Annotated in this window: 19 protein-coding genes and 1 other annotated feature (1 of these 20 running past the window's edge); of the genes, 3 read left to right on the forward strand and 16 right to left on the reverse strand. The window is 45.1% G+C overall.

Annotated elements, in window-relative coordinates; translation table 11 throughout:
- Positions 1-3: 3 nt before the first annotated feature.
- The 12 genes from pilM to B0H99_RS11550 all read right to left on the reverse strand — a co-directional run bounded on the left by pilM (position 4) and on the right by B0H99_RS11550 (position 13,341).
- A complete protein-coding gene (gene pilM, locus B0H99_RS11495) occupies positions 4-942 on the reverse strand; it encodes a type IV pilus biogenesis protein PilM (RefSeq protein ID WP_106533826.1) in 939 nt (312 codons plus the stop codon).
- A gap of 23 nt (positions 943-965) precedes the next feature.
- Positions 966-1,436 (reverse strand): prepilin-type N-terminal cleavage/methylation domain-containing protein, encoded by a 471-nt coding sequence (locus tag B0H99_RS11500; RefSeq protein WP_106533827.1) that lies wholly within the window; start codon positions 1,434-1,436, stop codon positions 966-968.
- A 134-nt stretch (positions 1,437-1,570) separates the two neighbouring features.
- Positions 1,571-2,782 (reverse strand): type II secretion system F family protein, encoded by a 1,212-nt coding sequence (locus B0H99_RS11505; RefSeq protein ID WP_106533828.1) that lies wholly within the window; start codon positions 2,780-2,782, stop codon positions 1,571-1,573.
- Position 2,783: 1 nt separating this feature from the next.
- Positions 2,784-3,824, reverse strand: a complete 1,041-nt coding sequence (locus B0H99_RS11510) for a type IV pilus twitching motility protein PilT (protein ID WP_106533829.1) — start codon at positions 3,822-3,824, stop codon at positions 2,784-2,786.
- A gap of 2 nt (positions 3,825-3,826) precedes the next feature.
- Entirely contained in the window at positions 3,827-5,485 is a 1,659-nt protein-coding gene (locus tag B0H99_RS11515; RefSeq protein ID WP_106533830.1) for a GspE/PulE family protein, read from the reverse strand.
- Positions 5,486-5,508: 23 nt separating this feature from the next.
- Complete coding sequence (locus tag B0H99_RS11520) at positions 5,509-7,035, reverse strand: VanW family protein (protein WP_106533831.1); 1,527 nt, start codon at positions 7,033-7,035, stop codon at positions 5,509-5,511.
- 1 nt (position 7,036) lies between these two features.
- Positions 7,037-7,666, reverse strand: a complete 630-nt coding sequence (locus tag B0H99_RS11525) for a hypothetical protein (protein WP_106533832.1) — start codon at positions 7,664-7,666, stop codon at positions 7,037-7,039.
- A 44-nt stretch (positions 7,667-7,710) separates the two neighbouring features.
- On the reverse strand, positions 7,711-9,189 hold the full coding sequence (locus B0H99_RS11530; protein WP_106533833.1) for a hypothetical protein: 1,479 nt from the start codon (positions 9,187-9,189) through the stop codon (positions 7,711-7,713).
- Between the two features lie 13 nt (positions 9,190-9,202).
- On the reverse strand, positions 9,203-9,670 hold the full coding sequence (locus B0H99_RS11535) for a PilW family protein (protein ID WP_106533834.1): 468 nt from the start codon (positions 9,668-9,670) through the stop codon (positions 9,203-9,205).
- Between the two features lies 1 nt (position 9,671).
- Positions 9,672-10,181: a type IV pilus modification PilV family protein gene (locus B0H99_RS11540; RefSeq protein WP_106533835.1), complete on the reverse strand. Its 510-nt coding sequence runs from the start codon at positions 10,179-10,181 to the stop codon at positions 9,672-9,674.
- A 214-nt stretch (positions 10,182-10,395) separates the two neighbouring features.
- Positions 10,396-12,099 carry a sensor domain-containing diguanylate cyclase gene (locus B0H99_RS11545; protein ID WP_106533836.1) on the reverse strand — a complete coding sequence of 568 codons (1,704 nt, stop codon included), beginning with the start codon at positions 12,097-12,099 and terminating at the stop codon, positions 10,396-10,398.
- A gap of 69 nt (positions 12,100-12,168) precedes the next feature.
- The gene (locus tag B0H99_RS11550) at positions 12,169-13,341 is read right to left on the reverse strand and encodes a bifunctional folylpolyglutamate synthase/dihydrofolate synthase (protein ID WP_106533837.1); all 1,173 of its coding nucleotides are present in this window, start codon (positions 13,339-13,341) and stop codon (positions 12,169-12,171) included.
- Positions 13,342-13,412: 71 nt separating this feature from the next.
- Between B0H99_RS11550 and B0H99_RS11555 the strand changes: the two genes are divergently transcribed.
- From B0H99_RS11555 to B0H99_RS11565, 3 genes are all read left to right on the forward strand, one after another.
- Positions 13,413-14,276, forward strand: coding sequence for an ATP-grasp domain-containing protein (locus tag B0H99_RS11555; protein ID WP_106533838.1), 864 nt, complete (start codon positions 13,413-13,415; stop codon positions 14,274-14,276).
- Entirely contained in the window at positions 14,273-15,064 is a 792-nt protein-coding gene (locus B0H99_RS11560) for an ATP-grasp domain-containing protein (RefSeq protein WP_106533839.1), read from the forward strand. The genes B0H99_RS11555 and B0H99_RS11560 overlap by 4 nt, the downstream gene beginning before the upstream one ends.
- A 251-nt stretch (positions 15,065-15,315) precedes the next feature.
- A complete protein-coding gene (locus B0H99_RS11565; protein ID WP_106533840.1) occupies positions 15,316-16,407 on the forward strand; it encodes an NAD(P)-dependent alcohol dehydrogenase in 1,092 nt (363 codons plus the stop codon).
- Positions 16,408-16,446: 39 nt separating this feature from the next.
- Here B0H99_RS11565 and B0H99_RS11570 read toward each other — a convergent pair whose 3' ends face one another.
- The 4 genes from B0H99_RS11570 to B0H99_RS11585 all read right to left on the reverse strand — a co-directional run bounded on the left by B0H99_RS11570 (position 16,447) and on the right by B0H99_RS11585 (position 20,585).
- Entirely contained in the window at positions 16,447-16,761 is a 315-nt protein-coding gene (locus B0H99_RS11570; RefSeq protein WP_106533841.1) for a DMT family transporter, read from the reverse strand.
- Positions 16,762-17,103 carry a DMT family transporter gene (locus B0H99_RS11575; protein WP_106533842.1) on the reverse strand — a complete coding sequence of 114 codons (342 nt, stop codon included), beginning with the start codon at positions 17,101-17,103 and terminating at the stop codon, positions 16,762-16,764.
- 22 nt (positions 17,104-17,125) lie between these two features.
- Positions 17,126-17,707, reverse strand: a complete 582-nt coding sequence (locus B0H99_RS11580) for a TetR/AcrR family transcriptional regulator (protein WP_106533843.1) — start codon at positions 17,705-17,707, stop codon at positions 17,126-17,128.
- A 241-nt stretch (positions 17,708-17,948) separates the two neighbouring features.
- Positions 17,949-20,585: a valine--tRNA ligase gene (locus tag B0H99_RS11585; protein ID WP_106533844.1), complete on the reverse strand. Its 2,637-nt coding sequence runs from the start codon at positions 20,583-20,585 to the stop codon at positions 17,949-17,951.
- A 94-nt stretch (positions 20,586-20,679) separates the two neighbouring features.
- Positions 20,680-20,710 (reverse strand) — a binding site (T-box leader); it runs 194 nt beyond the window's last position.

The following is a 20,710-nucleotide window of genomic DNA, read 5'->3' on the forward strand; positions in this document are numbered from 1 at the left end:
CGTTTACACCTCTTTCAGCGCAAGACCAATGGCGCGATTGAAACGGCCCGGAACTGCATTCGATCCTTCGGAAGGAATATCTTCCAAAACGACCGGATGGACAGGCAAAGCAAAACGCTCTTCCAAGCGAGCTTGGAATGCGTCCCAGTCGTGGTATTCGCCATTGCAGACTACTTTTGTGACACCCAATTCGCCGGCGTTCATGTTAAAGCGGTAGAAGTTGGCAAGTTTTTCCGCCTCTTCTTCGATGATTTCCATTACTGCATTCGGATCTTCAGAAATCGTTATGGTATCGTCCAAATCGACCGGCCGCATAAAGAGCGGATAATGCTCATGGAAAATCGTAACCGTCATTTTTTTCGACTGCAAGTCGATAAGCATAATGTGCTCATCCTCGGTAAATTCATGCTGCAGGTGAGCTAAGCGGTATAACGCAAGCGGCGTAATGTCAGCTATGACCGCTTTCATTTTCACTCTCTCCAGTGCATTTTCGTAATCACTGACAACTGATTCTTTTGAAGCAATGATGATCACTTCCGGTTGTTCGGTATCCGTGTGGTAAGGCACCACTTCGAATACAGGGTCTTCAAAAGGCAAATAAAGCGTTGCACCGATTTCAATGAAAAAGTGGCCTTTCAGTTCATCAGCTGCAACGTCTTCGGGGTATGGTACTTTGCGGATAATAACGAATTCGTCAGGGGCGAGGAATCGGACTGACTTCTTAGAGAGACCCCACTGATTGACAGCCTTATCGAGTACCGATCCAAGCGCTTCTGCATCGACGATCTTCCCGTCTTCAATAGCGCCGCTAGGTAGAGCAAGCTCTTCCGCGACGCTCAATTGAAGAGGTAACCGGGATTTAAGATCGACATAGCGAATCGCGTCTTCTTCTATAGTTATTGTCGCGACTCGCGCTTTTCTCGATAAAAACGATAAGGCCATTTTTTCAGCTCCTAAATAAATTATTATCTTTTTGTTACAGTAACACCTGCTGGAGTAGATGTTCCACCTTGAGGAGTACCATTCGGTAATCCATTAATAGAAGCGATAGAAGCAGTACTAAAAGTCAATACAATTCCATCATCGGCATTATTACCCGAAAGAAGTGCATTACCACCAGTAAAGTCGACTTTTACATTAAGTTTATCAGCGGCACTAAGGTTTTCGAAAGTTCCTGCATCATCAATATAACCTTGTGATTCTAATGTAGTCAGAGTCACTGTTGTGCCATTAGTATCTGCTTGGTAAATTTTCGCAGCATTGATAACGTTAATAGCATCTGCTTTAATTGCTCCAACACGTGAGTTTTCAATAATTCCGCCAATTGCCGGAATTGCAATTGCCGCGATAATAGCGATGATTACGATAACTGCCAAAAGCTCGATCAACGTCATCCCTTTTTGTTCTTTTAACTTTTTCTGAAGAAATTTCTTCATTCTCATTGCCCCCGTATCCTTATCAATTTAGTACCACGATGAGTACAGCTTTATTATAACAATAGTCTCAAATTAAACAATAGCTTTTCACACTTTTTTATAGAAATATTTTCTTTTATTTTTGATATTTTTCCCTACAATTTGTCCACATTTTGGAACATTTCAAACATCGGCATCATAATAGCAAGGACTATAGTCCCGACAATAGCAGCAAGCACAACAATCATTAACGGCTCAATTAATGCTTTCAATCGATCGGTTTCCGCTTCCACTTCTTTTTCGTAGAATTCCGCTACTTTTGACAACATATGGTCAAGCGAGCCTGTTTTTTCACCGATAGAAATCATATGCGGAATGAGCGGCGGAAACGCCCAGTGTTTTTTCATTGGTTCCGTTAGCGATCCACCTTTTTGCAGCGACTCACGAGCAGACAAAATCACTTTTGACATCACTTCATTGCCAACAACTTTTTCTGTCATCGTCAATGCTTGAAGGATGGGGACCGAGCTTGAGAATAATGAACTTAACGTTCGAGTCAATCGGGCGAGCGCTGACTTTTTCATAATGTTGCCGAATATTGGTATGCGCAGCAAGACGGTATCCAAAATATAGCGGCCTTTTTCAGAGCGCTTCATTACCCAAATCGTCCCACTGAGTGAAAGAACACCTAAAATCATTAGATACCAATAATCTTTCACATAGCCGCTTGCTGCTACGACTAATTGCGTCACGATTGGCAACTCGCCGCCAATGCTTTCGAACATATCTACGAACATTGGCACAATTGACGACAGGAGGAAAACAACAACACCAATAGCCAAAATGCCGACAACTATGGGATACGACATTGCAGATTTAACCTTTTGGCGAGTTTGGTAAGCTTTGTCATAATGCGTAGCAAGGCGATCCAATGATTCATCAATATTCCCCGATAGTTCGCCTGCGCGAACCAAATTAATCGTTAGTGGTTCAAAAATTTTTGGGTACTTGGCCAACGAATCGGACAAGGAATTTCCCTTTCGAAGGGCCTCGTCTACTTCCACCAGTGTTTTTCTGAGCGCTTTTGACTCGACTTGCTGGGAAAGGATTTTCACGGCATCGACAATGGTCACCCCCGCCCGCATCAAGGTCGAAAATTGGCGAAGAAACATGATGAATTGGTCGCGTTTGACCGGTGCGCCGAGCGTGATTTCTTTTTGCATTGTTGTGGCCGGCAGTTCCCGGATATCAATTACACGTATTCCTTCGTCCCGCAGTTTCTCTACCGCTTCGCGGCGGTTGGCGGCGACCATGATGCCGGATCTGATTTTTTTCCGGTCGCGCCCTTCGTATTTGAAACGAGCCAAATCAGTCCTCTCCTTTTAGGAAAGGCTGCGCGATTTCCCGAGTGATCTTCCCTTTTTTCAATAGGTCTTGGACGGTCGTCTCCATCATGTGCATACCTGCTGCACGGTTAGTCAAGATAACGTTCGGGATTTGGTGGACTTTTTCCGATCGGATCAAGTTGGCGATGGCTGGGTTGCTGATCATGATTTCGGTCGCGGCAACACGGCCTTTGCCGTCCGCCGTCGGAAGCAGGCGCTGCGAAATAACTGCTTTTAAGATGCCGCCAAGCTGTGTCCGGATTTGTGCGTGCTGCTCATGCGGGAACACGTCAATGATTCGTTCGACAGTCGAAGCGGCACTCGACGTATGGAGCGTCCCCATGACCAAGTGGCCCGTTTCGGCTGCGGTGATGGCTGTGGTGATTGTCTCCAAATCCCGCATCTCACCGACCAAGATCACATCCGGATCTTGGCGGAGCGCTGCGCGCAAGCCGTTGGCAAACGAGTTTGTGTCAAAGCCGACTTCCCGCTGGTCGATGACCGATGTGCCGTGCTTGTGCATATACTCGATCGGATCTTCCAACGTAATAATGTGTTTTGTCATATGTTCATTCATATACCGGATCATCGCGGCAAGCGTTGTCGACTTACCTGAACCGGTAGGGCCTGTTACGAGAATCAGCCCTTGGTGGGTGGCGGCCAATTTTTTTAAGGTATCCGGCATGTTCAAGTCTTCGATTGTCGGGATACGTGTTGGAATGGTCCGGAACGCGTGGGAAATCGACCCGCGCTGGTGGAACGAGTTGACCCGGTAACGGGCCACGCCTGGAATCGAGTAGGAATAATCCATCTCGCCTTTTTCCAGGAACGTTTCCCATAGGGATTCCGGCATAAGGACGCGGGCGATTTCTTTCGTATCTTCCGGCAGCAATTTTTCATCCCCGTATTGCTTTAACGTGCCGTTCATCCGGAAAACCGGCGGGATGCCGGTCGTCATATGGATATCCGATACATTCAGTTCTCTAGCTGCTGATAATACACTGTCTATATATGTTGTTGGCATCGTTAATCATTCATGGCAACGCGAAGAACTTCTTCAGTCGTTGTCATGCCCTCCTTCACTTTTAATAAGCCATCGTCGATTAAGAAAATCGTATTGTTTTGGACCGCGATATCACGGATTTCCGCTGCTGTGCCTCCGCGGTTGATGACGCTCTTGATCGCTTCATTTACTACAAGTACTTCATGGATCGCCATCCGCCCACGGTATCCGCTCATATTGCACTGTGTGCAGCCTTTGCCGCGGGATACAGCATCAATTGTCAAACCACGCTTTTCAAAAATTTCTTGTTCGCGAATTGTTGCTGGCTGAATTTCCCGGCAGTCGCGGCAAACTCTACGGACCAAGCGCTGCGCGATAATCGCATTTAATGACGCAGTTACTAAGAAAGGCTCGACGCCCATATCGATCAATCGGTTTATCGAAGCGATCGAATCGTTGGTATGGATTGTGCTCAGCACTAGGTGGCCGGTCAGTGAAGCCCGAATTGAAATTTCCGCCGTATCTTTATCCCGTATTTCCCCCACCATGACAATATCCGGATCCTGGCGCAGGATGGACCGTAAGCCAGCTGCGAAACTCAGGCCGACATTATTGTTCACTTGAATTTGATTGATCCCTTCAAGCTGGTACTCAACCGGATCTTCAACGGTAATAATGTTTACTTCATCACTATTTAACTTATTGAGTGCGGCATAAAGCGTTGAAGATTTCCCTGAACCGGTCGGTCCGGAAATCAACACAATGCCGTTCGGCTTATCGATTTCTTTCATGAAACGTTCCATGTTCAATTGATTAAAGCCAAGTTTTGAAATATCGGTCAAGTTGTTGCTTAAGTCGAGAATACGCATAACGATTTTTTCGCCAAAAACTGTCGGCAGCGAGCTTACGCGCAAGTCAATTGCACGGAAGTCGACGTTCGTCTTGATCCGGCCATCCTGTGGCACCCGGTTTTCGGTGATGTCCAGATTCGCCAAAATCTTGATACGCGCCGTCACCATCTGCTGCATCGTTTTTGGCAAGATCCGTTCTGTCCGCAGCGTGCCATCGATGCGGTACCTGACAAGAACTTTGTTTTCATGCGGATCGAAATGCACATCACTCGCTTTTAGCGTAACGGCATTCGACAAAATTTGATTGACCAGGCGGACTATCGGTGCATCCAGATCATCCGGATTATCCTGCTGTTCGGTCGCTTGCGGCATTTCCCCAAGCATATCGTCATACGATTCTTCTTCGTAATACTTCGCAATCGTTTTTAATATATCTTCTTTGGAGGCAATAGCCGGTTCTATCTGGAAACCGGTTGTCAGCCGCAAATCGTCCAATGTGATGAAATCCGTCGGATCGGCCATTGCGATAAACAAGCGGTCGCCTTCCGCTTTCATCGGAACCAGCAATTTGCGCTTTGCAAACTCTTTCGGAACGACGTTGAACAAATTCGCATCAAACGGATAACGGAACAGCGAAACGTGTGGAACGCCAAGCTGGACTTCCAGCGTTTCGATCAATTGCATTTCCGTAATCAGTCCGCGCTGCACCAATGCGTCCCCGAGCTTTTGATCTGTCTGTTTGCCTTCAAGTGTCCCTTGAAGATCTTGTTCCGTAATTAAACCCAATTCTACTAAAATGTCCCCTAATCTTTTTCGCGTTGTTCTTGCCAAACGTTTTTCCCCCTCAAAATCGGTTAAGGATAGACTAAATTTCCAGCTTTATCGTACACAGGTGCTCTGTTTTCTGTAGTTGTTTTTTCACGTATAGTTTCTCCGGTTGCCGGATCTGTTTGGCCATTTGCCGGCTGTTCGATAGAAGGTTCTCCGTCGTGGATACCGTCGCCATTCGTATCAACAAATCCAGCTTCTCCTTGAACAGGAACTTTTGCAGGTGCAGCCGGGGCATCATGAATGCCATCTCCATCACTATCAACAAAACCGGCTTCTCCTTGAACAGGAACTTCTGCAGGTGCAGCCGGAGCATCATGTACACCATCGCCATTTGCATCAACAAATCCAGCTTCTCCTGGCTGCGGTGCAACAGTTGTCCCAGTTTCCCCTTCAGTTGCCGCTGTTTCTGTTCGAGTCAGCGGATATACTTCCACTCGGTGAACCGGTGGATAGAAATCAGAAGAAATCGGCTGTACCTGGAGTTCTTGTCCGTTGGCGAGAATAGAGCGCAGCACTTCAATGCGTACGCCTTCCGTGCCTTCCGCCTCCACTTTTTTGCCACTCGAAACAAAAGCGCTATATTGTTTGATCAATCGCGGTTTCACTTTTTCTTCGCTTCCAATCTGGATTGCGTAAGTATAAACGAGTGGGTAGCCGCTCAAAGAAATGACAAGCGAATTGCCTTCGATTGCTGCGGCCAAATCAAACGAGCTTGCATTCGGATTGGTGAAAACCAGGTCAATACCAAGAGAACGGTTAATCGCCGCTTCTTGGCCTATCGGCACCATTTCAGGCGGCGCATTTCCAATGCTCCGCTCTTCTATAGAAAAATTCGTTTTCAATACAGCTGTATAAATAGCCGATGCTACTTCTGTCAACTCCGCATCGGTCACGTCGGTCAAATTCAATTCGCTGATAAAGTCCAAAAAGGAAAACTGGCTGCCAGCCGGAATTTCCACCCTTTGCATTGCCGTAATCACTTCGGCAATTCCAGCACTTTTTAAGTTATGCGGGAAAGAAACGTCCGCAATAATCTCTTTTTCCAGTCCAAGCAAATCGTCACTGATTGTCACACGCGTCTGTGTTTGCCCTGCCGCCAAGCTTTGTTCAAGCTTCGTATTAATAGTAGCTATATCCGTTTCAGTAAACTGAGCTACCGGAAATTGCTCTGCCAAAAACATGCCAGTTGTTTCAGGAGACAAATGATAAACAAAATTATTTTGAGTTCCTGACTGAGCTTGGCCAACGGTTTCGTCCAAGAGGATTTCAGCGTTTTCAAGCGGATATTTTCCTGTAGCGTCCTGATAAGTCACATGAAGTTCAGCAGTTTCCCGCCATACTGCAGTTTGCCCGGTAAAGAGCAGTTTTGCATCGGCCAATGCCATATCAGAAACTTCTGTTGTCCCGATATAAGTATTTTCACCGAATTTCTGCGTCGGGAAAAGCCATGTATCGACTGCGTAAGCTCCTGCATTCGCAGTACCGAAAAACAGCATTGCAGCTGTTAAAATAACGATGAAAGTCTGTCCGAATAGTTTGTTGTTGTTCATGTTAACGCTCCTTTCTGACAGGTTGAATCGATTGCATGCTGGCTGGTCGGGCCGGCACTGTCTCCAATTCCCGTTCTGGTGCTTTTATCGTTTCGCGCACCTGTAAGGTTTCACGAACTTTAATAGATTCCGGTGCTTTTTTCGCTTCTTGAACTTCAGCTGTTTCTGGTTCTTTTACCGGATTCCGAACTTGCAAGGTTTCCCGCACCGCTATCTTCTCCGGCACTTTTATAGTCTCGCGTTCTTTCGAGGATTCCGCCATTTTAATTGTTTCAGGTTTATTTGAAGGTTGATCTTGAAGTGCAGCTTCCTGACCTGGGCCTTCAGCAGTTGCCGCCGGTATCAAGGTTTTCCTTTTTGCTTTGCGTTCTTCAGCCAAACGCAGTTTTTCACTTTCTTCTTTTTCCACAATTTTCATGAAAACGATTGAGAAAAGCAAAGAAACCGCGATAATAGCAAGGATTGCCATATACCATGCAAAACCGGTCTGAAGCAATACACCGATTGCTGCTGCAGCAACCGCACCTCCTGCCATCGCCATTTTTTTTGCCATCGAAACGGCTTTGAATTGGAAAATTGCAACCGATAAAACTATGGCAGCAATCATAATGAGAAATAACAATCGAATCAACGTGTAACCCCCTGTATCTTTTGTAAACTTTCAGTTCTTGCTAGTTAATATTCAACTTCAAAATCAAATCCTGTATCGATAACGATCGGCACAGCCACATCCGTTGGCACGGTTTGGGTATTTTTCAACGTAACTCCGCAATTCTCCAAAAAAGTCGTGTAATTATCCATTTTGGTTACATGCACAGCAGTGTCCGTAGCTTGCCTTTTCGCGCCTGTCAGCGTAAAAGTTTTAGAAGGATCTTTTGTAAAGTAAATTAAAGAGCCGCTGTCGGAAAAGGTTACTTCTTTAGAGAGCCTTTCCAGATCGGTTTGGTTGATCCGGTCAATATCGATGCAGAGCCTGGAATAATTGGCAACTTCAAAATGATTTCCCCATTTAATGTTTGCGTCTGTTCTGTCTCCATAGCCCAGAATCAAAAAGTTGGTGTAATACATTTTGATGTTGTTATCCACATCCAGTTCTTTGACTATTATATTTTGCTTGATGCCGTTTTTTCCTAAGTTATTCAGATTGTTGCCGACATCCAGTTTCCCGTTGATTACTAGATTGGCGTTCACCAAATTGTTCATGTTATTGAAAGCATCCATATCTGTATGTTTAACAATTACATTAACACCGTGAAAATTTAACGAGTTGCAATTGGTATTGCATACATAATTTACAAAAGAATCCGTATATACCCGGAAATCTTCGGGGTTATATCCTTCATTCTTAATATGGTTGATAAAAGTCATTAATTTTTCGCCCGGTTGCGACATGCATTCGTAAGGGGCTGTTGCGGTTCCTGTTCGTACTTCATGAAGCAATGTTGCGCAGGTTTTAGAACTCGAATTCAGCCTGAAAACATCGTCGTAACTAACATCTTTTTCTTGCGTAATTACAATAGTATCGACTTTAAGTGCTTCATCGGGATTTAAAAACGTATCAGGCACTTCAATTTTAAAAGAAGTGGACAATTTTTTGGCCGCTTCTTTTGAAGTCCCCTCTATTTCAAGTTCTACTATTATTTGTTCAAGTGCTGTGTCGCTTGAAGTAAATGGAGTACTAGTCACCGATTTGATCAAATAACTGATCTGCCCCTCCTGGAAAGGGGTCTTTTTGAAAGTTGTTTGATTTTCCGCGATTTCTCTCAACTGTGCTATTTTCTTAGCAATTTCTTCAAGGTAAAGCTTTCTCATGTCTTGATCGATTTTCTGCTCCCAGGCAGACCTTTTTGCTGCTGTATCACATTGCGCTCCTGTGGGCGGTACAATGCAGCTGATCAAGTTATTCAAAGCCAATTGAGTTTGCGCGGAGACACGTTCTCTAGTCTTATCAATATCCATTTCAAACCGGGAAGCGTAATCCACTACTCCCATCTCAGCTGCTGCCACTGACTGATTTGTTGTATCGACTGTCTTTTCCTGTTTGGCATGGCTCATTGAACCCGATAAAAAGATGGCAGAAAAACCAAAAAACAGCATAATTACCAGAAGAACGACAAGAAGAGCATATCCACGTTGATTGGTTAAATAGTTCACTTTAGATACCCCCTTACTTCATGCTGGTCAAAATTCTGGTCAATTTGGTCCGGACCGACACCAATTTGCTCGGATTCTTCGAATCGGAGACGGTCAATAAGACAGCAACGTGCGCTTTTGTAGGCTCCAGTTTCTGGTTTTCATTCCATACAGCAAATTCAACTTCGTTTATCGTCCCTGTATACTTGTACTTGCTTTCAGTTATTGGCCGAAAGTTGCCGCAAATGCTGTCTTTGCAACTTTTCAGCTCTATTGCGTTGTTTTGGAATCTTAAATAATATTCATCGCTTTTCCGGTGTTCATTGCTCAATGTCGCCATGATCAGGTTGGCGTTCTGCTGCAGATGCGTTTTGCCGGTTTCTGAAATGCTATGCTGTGATCCTGTTGAGAGCACGGTCCAGCCAATCATGGCGATAATCGAAACGAGTGTAATAGAAGCCAGCACTTCAACAAACGAAATCCCTTTTTGATCGCCTCTCATCTTATTCACCTGAACTTTCGACCCTGTAAGGGATATAAGAATAAGTTTCACTGCTTAACTGGCTGCCTCCGTAAACTTTCAGATGGACCTTGTATAATTTTATTTTGTCCGTCACTTCACATTGTGTTAAAGTAGCGGAATCTGTTTGGCACTTTAAATAGATATCCGTTTCGTAACGATAATCCCCTTGCTTTTCAAATCTCAGGAAATCCGGATTGGTGGTTTTCAGCTGATAGCCCAATGCTGTCATCTCCTGCGAAATTTTTGTAATAGCCAAGTAATCTGGAACTAATAGACTATTCCATTTATCGCCAGCTACAACTTCTGCCACTTCATGCCTTGCCAGATTCATCGTGTCTAATTTAGTTCCTGTCTTGGCATTAAACTGAGTCATTTGTGGAAAAATTGTCATGATGCCTACGAAGATTATGCTAAGGATAACGATTGCCGCAAGGACTTCCACTAATGAAAATCCTTTATCATTTTTGAAATCGACTTTCACTATCTTCATCACCCTGTACTTTCTAGTAAGCTTATCTCCTTTAAATTGGATAATTTAAATGTATAAAGATTTAAATAGTGCTATTGCTTATTATTACATTTAAATTAAATTTCTGCACCGTTTATTTCTATGAAAATCTATTCTTTTTAATATAAATTTTATTTTATTTTTTGCAATTCATAGGAAAAAAGGCTGGAAGAAGGAATTTCCCCTTCTGCCAGCCTTATTTCGCGTACGCCGCCACTTTGTTTCGCCCTGCTTGTTTTGCTCCGATATAAAGTGCCCGGTCGGCATTGCGGATTAATGCCATCCCATCATCACTGTCTTCTGGAGCGGTCGATACCCCGATGCTCAAGGTAATATTAATGATTTGAAGTTCCCTTTCCGTCCCAAGATCATTGACAATTTCAAAAGGGTGAATTTCAATTCGCTTCCGGAGATTTTCCGCAAACAATAACGCCAAGTCTTTGCCGTAGTTTGGCAAAAGCACAACAAACTCTTCGCCGCCATAGCGTGCACAAATTCCTTCGCCGCCAACTTCTTCTTCAATAATGCGGGCAAGCTGGATGAGGATGTCATTGCCGCTTTGATGGCCATATTGGTCGTTAATTCCTTTAAACCGGTCAATGTCCATCATAACCAGTGATAATTGATCTAATTCCCCGTTACCGATCTTCACCATATTTTTTTGAAGTTGATCATCCATATAGCGGTAATTGTAAAGTTTCGTCAGCCCGCAGCGTTCGCTGATGGCGATTGCTTGCTGCAGATAGCTTGCCTTTTCCAAAGAAACCGCAAAATACGTGCTTAATATATCAATAATCTGAAGCTGATGATTGGCGAATGCATACTTCTGGCGGGATGCCAGCATCAAGACACCCTCGGTTTTATTGTTCCGGGCGATCGGAGTCGCCATTATGCTTTCTGTATCAATTGGCAGATGGCCCGTAACAATATCTGACCATTGGGATTTCCTATCGTAGATAATTGCAGCATTGGTTGTGACCACTTTGCCTCCAATTCCCTGGTTATAACGCACAGGCGGGACAGTTGGTTTTTGCAATTCCATATTCTCGAACATTCTAAGCATCTGCAACTGATTGTCACGATAATCCAAAACATAGGCATAGTCCGCTTTGAAGAGATCTGCTACTTGAACCACAAACTGATCGAGCACTTCATCTGTAGAAAGCCGAGCAGCCAATTGATGTCCTATATCGCCCGCTTTTTTCAATTCCACATTAATCTTTTCAGAGCTGTTATACATCTTCATAATCGCCGTCATGATAAAGAAAGGTATTCCTAGAAAAAGTAAGGCTGATAGGCCGATGTACATTTCAGAAAAGTAAAGGGCCAGTGCATATGGAAATACTAACAGTGTTATTGAAAGGTCCCATATCATATCTACTGAAAAAAACTTAGGATCAGCTCCAGTGTATTTATCATAATAGTAGAAGATCAATTGATTGACTAAAAATGAGGTAAATTGAAAAACAAAAGCATAAAGAACAATCTTTTCAATATTCAGCGAGCCAAGTTGGCCGCCGACTGCAAAAAAGGCAAGGCCAGCGGATAAAGAAGCGGTGAAAAACATAAGGGAATTAAAAGGAATCCGGAATGATAACGGCTCTGAGGTTCTGCTTCTTAAAATAACAATAAATACTGTCAGCTGAGAAAAAAGAATTTCGATAAATATTCCATACTTTAAAAACACGGCGACAGTGGCCCATTGGACCAAATAAGTTGAGGAACCGTTAATGTTCATTGGCATTAAACAAGCGATGATAAAAAACAAGGCATAAGCCAATAAATTCCAACCATCTATTTCAGGAGGCGGATATTTTTGATAGACAAAAAACAAGCCGACTGGAACGATTAATATCCAGAGAGACCAAAGAACTGTTTTTCTTTTGGTAGTAACAGGCATAGCATCTTCTCCCTTTATAATAATCGCTCAGTTGGCATTTTGTAACTTTTAAGGTCTATAGATAGGATATTAAAAAATTCGGAACTCCCTTTCTCGCAAACCTGATAATAAATAGAGCGAACCCGTGACTATTGTCACTTCTTTTTCTTCTCTTTCAGGTAATATATCATACATATTCCGAATTGTCTTTATTTTACTTTTACTTTCTTCAAATAAAGTTTGGGCTGGCAGTGCACGTTCATTCTCAAAATCAATAAAAGTAAAATGTTCACTCACTTTTTCTAGTTGACGTAAGACAGTTATGTAATCCTTGTCTTTCAGCATTCCCAAAACGATATGAATTTTTTCATTTGGATAGGTTTCTTTTATCGTTTCTACAAGCGCCTGGATGCTTTCGGTATTATGCGCGCCATCAAAAATCACATTCGGAGAGATTTCTTCAAAACGGTTTGAAATTACTGCTTTTGCAAGACCAGCTTCCGCTTTAGCATCGTCATAACGAAACTGCAGAATTTCTTTTGCCGCTTCAAGGGCGACTGCCGCATTGTGGCGCTGGTGTTTGCCTTTGAGCTTTAGTTCCGCTTGAACCGGCTGTTTCGGTTCGATCACTTCTGAATGAAGGAGGTTGGCTGTTTCAACGACAATTCTCTTTGCTTTGTCCGGCAAGTTGCCAATTACGACAGGCTGCCACTTTTTAATGATGCCGGCCTTATGCCAAGCAATATCCTCTATCGTCTCGCCAAGAAAATTCGTGTGGTCGAGCGCAATAGAAGGAATGATCGATACAATCGGAGTGATGACGTTCGTGCTGTCATACCGCCCGCCCATTCCCGCTTCAATAATGGTGATATCCGGGCTGTTTTTATGGAACGACAAAAAAGCAGCAGCTGTCAGCAACTCAAATTCGGTGAGCGGCGTTTTGATGCTAGCAAGCTGTTCCATGACGGCATCCATCTCTTTTTCGGAAATCGGGACACCATCCACTTGGATTTGGTCATGGACATCAATAATCGCTGGCGAATAAAAATTGCCTACTGATAGTCCATGTTCACGCAAAACGCCAGCAAGCAGAGTTGCAGTAGAACCTTTGCCGTTTGTCCCGGCAATATGGACGAATTTTCCCAATAAGTGCGGATTCCCAAGTTCTTCGAGAGCAGAAGAAATAGCTGTTAGACCGGGTATAATTTCTGAATTAGTATTTATTTTCCATTTGTTGACATAGTGAGCGAACCCTTTTATCATAAGGCACCTTCTTTCCTGCAAAAAACATGTTAAACTTTATAGGATAATTATAGCATGAAGGTGGAGTAGAAATGACAACATGTTGGGTGATCTACAACGGCAGTTTGGTCTCGGATAAGTTTGCAGATCAAGCCAGGCTTGTGGCCGAAGCAGCGGAACGTGCGGGCGTGTCAGCCCGGATGATGAAAAATTATGAAACGGTGATGGATTTAGCATCAGACCTGGACTTGCCTGACTTTGCCGTCTTGCTCGACAAGGATATCTTGCTCGGCTATTTTTTGGAAAGCCGCGGCGTACCCGTTTATAATGACCCCGCCATCATCGATCTTTGCGATAATAAGGCAACGCAGTATATCCGGTTGGCATCCCTTGGCTTGCCGATGCCGAAGACCATTATCGCGCCAAAAGTTTATCCGAATTTCTCCATATTGGAATCCGGCTATTTTGAACAGGTTATCGAGCAGCTGGGCTTCCCGTTGATTATTAAGGAAGGCCATGGCTCGTTCGGTATGAAAGTATATTTGATAGAAGATGAAGCTGCTTTTTACAAAAAAGTCGAAGAGCTGCGAGGCATTGATTTTGTTTTCCAGGAATTTATTCATACGAGCCGCGGACGCGATGTAAGGGTGAACATTGTCGGGGGCAAAATCGTAGCTGCCATGTACCGCCATTCAGAAACGGATTTCCGCGCAAACATCACAAACGGCGGCAAGGCCTCCCCTATTGATCTGACCGAGGCACAGAAAAAGCTGGCCTTGCAAGCTGCAGAAGCAGTTGGGGCAATTTTTGCGGGTGTTGACTTACTTTTCGGTGAGGATGAAGAACCTCTTGTCTGCGAAGTGAACGCTGCAGCCCACATCCGCAACATTTTGAACGTTACAGGCGTTAATGTAGCGGATGCGATGATTGCGTATATATTGGAGGACTTGGCATGATCTTGTTGTATGAAGCAGCGGACGCTAAACGCAACATCGGATTTATCGAAGAGTTGCAGAAGTTTGCCGGTTTCGAACTTATTGTATGGGACGACTGGTCGGATTCCGGCTTGGTGCAGCTTGCAGAAAAGTTAGCAGACTCTCTAGTAGTGTTCCGCGTGCGCCGTCCAAAAGCAGCAAGGTTTCTAGAGGACCAGGGCATCCGCTTGGTAAACCGGGCAGAAGTTAACCGCATCGCCAATGACAAATGGCAAGCTCATCAACTGTTTCTGATGTTAGGGGTTCCTGCAATACCAACGTTTCGTGAAGCACCGGAGTTTCCGTGCATTGTAAAAACCGTTGATGGCCATGGCGGCGGTGAAGTGGAAATGGTACGGTCCCGCGAAGAGATGCCACTCTTTAGATCGGAAGTGATTTTTCAGCCTGTTGTCGATCATGAAGCCGACGTACGGGTTTACGTGATTGGTAATGAAATTGTCGGCGCAGTCAAGCGCAGTTCCGTGGAATCGTTTAAAACCAACTTTTCGCTTGGCGGTTCAGCCGAACGGTTTAGCGTTTCGGGTGCGCAGGCAGACGATGTATTGCGAATCGCACGGGCTTTGAACAGTGATTATGTCGGCATCGACTTTTTATTGCTTCAGGACGGCCGGCATTTATTCAATGAAATCGAAGACCCTGTCGGCGCACGGTCGTTTTTCGAGACACATGAGGAGAACATAGCGGAATTGCTGGTCCGGCATTTGGTGGAACTAGAAAAAAGCGCTCCTTTCCGGAAAAAGGATATTTAAAAAAGCAGTTCGCCTTTGGCGTGCTGCTTTTTTATGTAGAAAGTGTGGGAGTGCCGGATGAAAGCTGGATAGTTTATGTAGAAAGTATATTCATGCATGAAGGAATGCCAATAGTTCATGTTAAAACTTAAAAACTTCATGAAGAAAATATTTCCAGGCTTTCACTACTTGTTTCCTAACCTACAAACCAAGCGCATACTCCACCGAAAAGGGGGTACTTTATGAGAATGAAACCAATTAGGAGGGATCAGATGAAAATTCAAGCAGCTGTTACCCATGCCCAAGGTGAAGATTTTAAATTCGAAGAAGTGGAATTAGCAGAACCGAATGCCCATGAGGTATTGGTGAAAATTGTAGCTTCCGGTGTGTGCCACACCGATGCTGTCGCGCGGGATTTGGGATTGTCGCCGTTCCCTGTTGTTCTTGGCCATGAAGGGTCGGGAATCGTCGAGAAAGTCGGGTCGGCGGTAACATCGATCCAAGAAGGCGACCATGTTGTATTGTCATTTGCTTACTGCGGACATTGCGAGAATTGTTTGACCGGTCACCCTACCGTTTGCTTGCGCTTTAACGATTTGAATTTCGGCGGACAAATGCAGGACGGTACAAACCGGATTCATCATCATGATCATGCGGTTTCCACCTTTTTTGGCCAATCGTCGTTCGGAACGTATGCGGTGGCAAATGAGCGGAACGTTGTCAAAGTGGATAAGGAAGTCGACTTGGCGCTTTTAGGGCCGCTTGGCTGTGGAATCCAGACAGGAGCCGGTACGGTGCTGAACCGCTTCAAGCCGGAATTCGGTTCTTCTATTGCGGTATATGGCAGCGGTGCAGTAGGGCTGAGTGCCGTCATGGCAGCAAAAATTGCCGGCTGCTTGAATATCATAGCTGTTGATATCCATGATAACCGCCTGGAACTGGCGAAAGAGCTCGGTGCCACCCATGCGCTAAATGGAAAGAATGTCGATGTCGTAAAAGAAATCAAAGCGATTACAGGCGGAGGAACGCATTATGCAGTCGAAACAACTGGCGTTCCTCCTGTCGTCAAACAATCCATCCACGCACTCCGGCCGCTCGGAGCTTGCGCTATTGTCGGGGTGACCCCTGAAATCACGTTTGATGTCCACAATGACATCATGGCAGAAGGCAAAACGGTAATGGGCGTTATTGAAGGCGATTCGATTCCGCAAGTGTTTATCCCGCAGCTGGTGGATTATTTCAAACGCGGCATGTTCCCATTCGATAAACTGATTAAAGTTTACGATTTTGAACAAATCAATGAAGCGTTCGAAGACTCGAAAAAAGGAACAACGATCAAACCAATTGTAAAAATTGCAGAATAAAAAAGCGCTCCTGATTTTTTCAGGAGCGCTTCTTATTTGTTACGATGTCAGCTTAAGCCCGACAACCGCAGCCAGGATCATTCCGATGAAAGCGAGCCGCTTCCAGTCTTTCGATTCTCCGTATATAAACATGCCGACGAGAGTTCCTCCTACGGTCCCGATGCCAGTCCAGACCGCGTAAGATATGCCCATTGGCAAAGTTTTCATAGCTAACGCTAGTAAGCTGAAACTGATAACAAATCCTCCGACCAAAACGACGTAAGATTGAATGGTCTTGTATTTGATGACCCGGTTCATGCCAATTACGCCTAGCACCTCAAAACAGCCTGCTAAAATCAAGTATACCCAAGCCATTTAAATCGCCTCTTCTTTCTCAGCAGGATCAACCGTGACCAGTTTCAAGCCGATGACCCCAGCCATCAACAATGCGATGAAAAACAGTTTCATGAGTCCCAGCGGTTCGCCGAATATCACGGTTTCGACAAGGACCGTCCCTGCAGTTCCGATGCCCGTAAAAACTGCATAGGCGGTTGCAACCGGCACTTTCTCCAGCGCCTTGAGCAGCACCACAAACGAAATATAAATAAGCAGCGCAATGCCCATCCATACAAATATGCTAGAAGCATGCTTTAAACCCGTCGCCCATAAAATTTCGATCATCCCTGCAACGATCACATACATCCAATGTGTGTTCATGTTCTTCACTCTGCTTTCCTAATTAATCTTTTGAAACTCCACGCCAGTAAAAATGCCAAGACGCGTCTAATCTTTTTTCTAAACGCTCCGGGCCGCCATAAAGCATTTCCACAAAAACGCTGTCCAGTACTCCTAAAAAAGCAACAGTTGCTCTTTTTGTGTTGATATTGGCACTCAATACTCCTTCTTCTACCGCTTTTCGAAGAATTGGTTGAATCAATTTCTCCAGTTCATCCAAGTATGTATAAACTTTTTCCATAACTTCATCATACAAATGGGCGGGCGGAAAAAACGAAATGCGCAGCCAAAACTTGGTGTCCGTGTTTTGCTCAAAGCGGTCTTTATGATGCATTAGAAACTCATATAAAAACTTGTCGACCGGCAGCGATTGATGGCTTTCGATAAATTCTTTTGCAGAAGCCCATTCGTTAGCCGCTACATTGCCGAACACTTCCAGAAACAGTTCATCTTTGCCTTTGAAATACGTGTAGATGGATTGCTTTTTGATGCCGACATCTTCTGCAATATGCGCCATCGATGTTCCGTCATAGCCATGTTCTGCAAAACGGTTTTGTGCAGCTTTTTTTAATTGAACCAGCGTCATATTTTCACCCTTCCGAACGTTCGTCAGCTAACTATAACAAATAGGATTTTTCTTGTCAATTTCTTCTGCTTTCTTGTAAAAACGCTGTAACTAAACTTAGGAATTTTCTCTATGCTTGTAGAAAACTTGAACTTTCATGAAAGGCTGCTAATAGTTCATGTAAAAACCGGAAAACTTCATGAAGCAAATTTTTCCACCTATAAAAAACCCGCTTTCCATTTCTGGAAAGCGGGTTTGCTTTTTACAATGCTTTTAATTCTTCCATGCGTTTTTCTACTGTTGAATGTTTTTCCAAGTAATCGGCTTCTTTTTTGCGCTCTTCAGCTACAACCGCTTCCGGCGCTTTGGAAACAAAGCGTTCGTTCGACAGTTTGCCTTGAACGAGCTTTACTTCTTTTGCCCATTTCTCGAGTTCTTTCGACAGGCGCGCTAGTTCCGCGTCCACGTCGATCAAGCCTTCAAGCGGCATGAACAGTTCCGCACCGGATACAACAGCTGACATCGATTTTTCTGGCGCTTCGATGTTCTCGCCGATCGTCAACGTTTCCGGGTTGCAGAAGCGTTCGATGTATGCAGCATTCGCTTCTAGAACCGCGTGTGTGTTGGCATCTTTTGCTAGGATCGTCAACGGCACTTTTTTGCTCATCGGCGACTGTACTTCCGCGCGGATCGTGCGAACCGAACGGATAATGTCCACCAACAGCTTCATGCTTGTCGCCTCTTCCTGATTTGTCAGCGACTCGTCGACAGTCGGCCAAGCGGCTACTGTGATCGATTCGCCTTCGTGCGGCAAGTTCTGCCAGATTTCTTCGGTAATGAACGGCATGAATGGATGCAGTAAGCGCATCGTGTTATCGAGAACGTATGCTAGAACTGAACGCGTCGTTTTCTTCGCTTCTTCGTCTTCGCCGTATAATGGCAATTTCGCCATTTCGATGTACCAGTCACAGAAATCATCCCAGATGAAGTTATAAAGCAGCCGTCCCACTTCGCCGAACTCATAGCGTTCAGCCAGAGATGTTACTTGTTCGATCGTTTCGTTCAAGCGCGTTAAGATCCATGAATCGGCTACCGAGCGTTTGCCGGAAAGATCGATTTCTTCATACGTCATGCCTTCCATGTTCATCAAGGCAAAGCGTGAAGCGTTCCAGATTTTATTGGCAAAGTTCCAAACCGACTCCACTTTCTCCATCGAGAAGCGCAGGTCCTGCCCTGGAGATGATGCGGTTGCCAGGAAGTAGCGCAGCGAATCCGCACCGTACTGCTCGATAACATCCATCGGGTCAACGCCATTGCCAAGCGACTTCGACATCTTGCGTCCTTCCGCGTCACGTACCAAGCCGTGAATCAATACATCGTCGAAAGGTTTTTCTCCAGTAAATTCAAGTGCTTGGAAAATCATGCGCGATACCCAGAAGTTGATGATGTCATAACCTGTTACCAGCGCGTCTGTCGGGTAATAGCGTTTCAGCTCTTCATTGTCCGCATCCGGCCAGCCAAGCGTTGAGAACGGCCATAGGGCTGATGAGAACCACGTATCCAGAACGTCTTCGTCCTGCGTCCAGTTTTCTGCATCTTCCGGCGCTGTGCGGCCTACATAGATTTCGCCAGTTTCGTTATGGTACCAAGCCGGGATTTGGTGGCCCCACCACAATTGGCGCGAAATGCACCAGTCGCGGATATTTTCCATCCAGTGAAGGTAGGTTTTTTCAAAGCGTTCCGGCACAAAGTTGACGCCGTCTTCTCCCTTTTGCAACTTCACCGATTCGGCAGCTAACGGCTGCATGTCAACGAACCACTGGGTTGACAGATACGGTTCAACTACTGCCCCGCTGCGTTCCGAGTGCCCAACAGAATGCAAGTGCTCTTCGATTTTGAAGAGAACATCCATTTCTTGCAGGTCTTTAACGATTTCTTTCCGGCATTCGAAGCGGTCAAGCCCTTCGTATTTGCCGGCGTTCTCGTTCATCGTGCCGTCTTCGTGCATGACCAAGACACGCTCCAAGTTGTGGCGATTGCCGATTTCAAAGTCGTTCGGGTCATGTGCCGGCGTGATTTTCACCGCTCCGCTTCCGAATTCCATGTCTACGTAATCATCCGCGACAATTTTCATTTCCCGGCCGATGATTGGCAACGTAACCGTTTTGCCGATCAAGTGCTGATAACGCTCGTCTTTCGGATGAACCGCTACCGCAGTATCCCCAAGCATTGTTTCCGGACGCGTCGTCGCAACCTCAATATGGCCTGATCCATCCGTCAGCGGATAGCGCATGTGGTAAAACGCGCCTTGTACATCTTTATAAATAACTTCGATATCGGAAATCGCCGTTTTTGTTGCCGGATCCCAGTTGATGATGTATTTGCCGCGGTAGATAAGCTTTTTCTCATATAGTCTTACGAAAACTTCTTGAACCGCATCGGATAAACCTTTATCAAGTGTAAAACGCTCACGCGAGTAGTCTAGGCCAAGGCCAAGCTTTGACCATTGCTGGCGGATAAAACCGGCATAATCCTCTTTCCATTTCCATGATTCTTCAAGAAACGCTTCGCGCCCTAAATCATAGCGGGATTTTCCTTCTTCGCGAAGCTTCCCTTCAACTTTTGCCTGAGTTGCAATCCCGGCATGGTCCATGCCCGGCAGCCACAAAGCATCAAAGCCTTGCATGCGCTTCATCCGTGTCAGGATGTCCTGCAACGTTGTATCCCAAGCATGCCCCAGGTGTAATTTGCCTGTTACGTTTGGCGGCGGAATCACAATGGTATAAGGCTTCTTGCCGCTTTCGGGTTTGGCTTCGAAGAATTTGCCTTCGAGCCACCATTCATAGCGGCCTTTTTCAATTGCTTGCGGATCGTACTTGGTTGACATTTGTTCAGTCATTGAAAATTCCTCCTTTTAGTGGTTTGCGACGCTAATACCGGCTCTACTAGGCTATAATACCTAGTTCGACCAAATAAAAAAACTCCTGTCGTCTTTAAAGGACGAAGGAGTTTGTTCGCGGTACC

This window comes from Planomicrobium soli, assembly GCF_003014655.1.
Lineage (GTDB): Bacteria > Bacillota > Bacilli > Bacillales_A > Planococcaceae > Planococcus > Planococcus soli_B.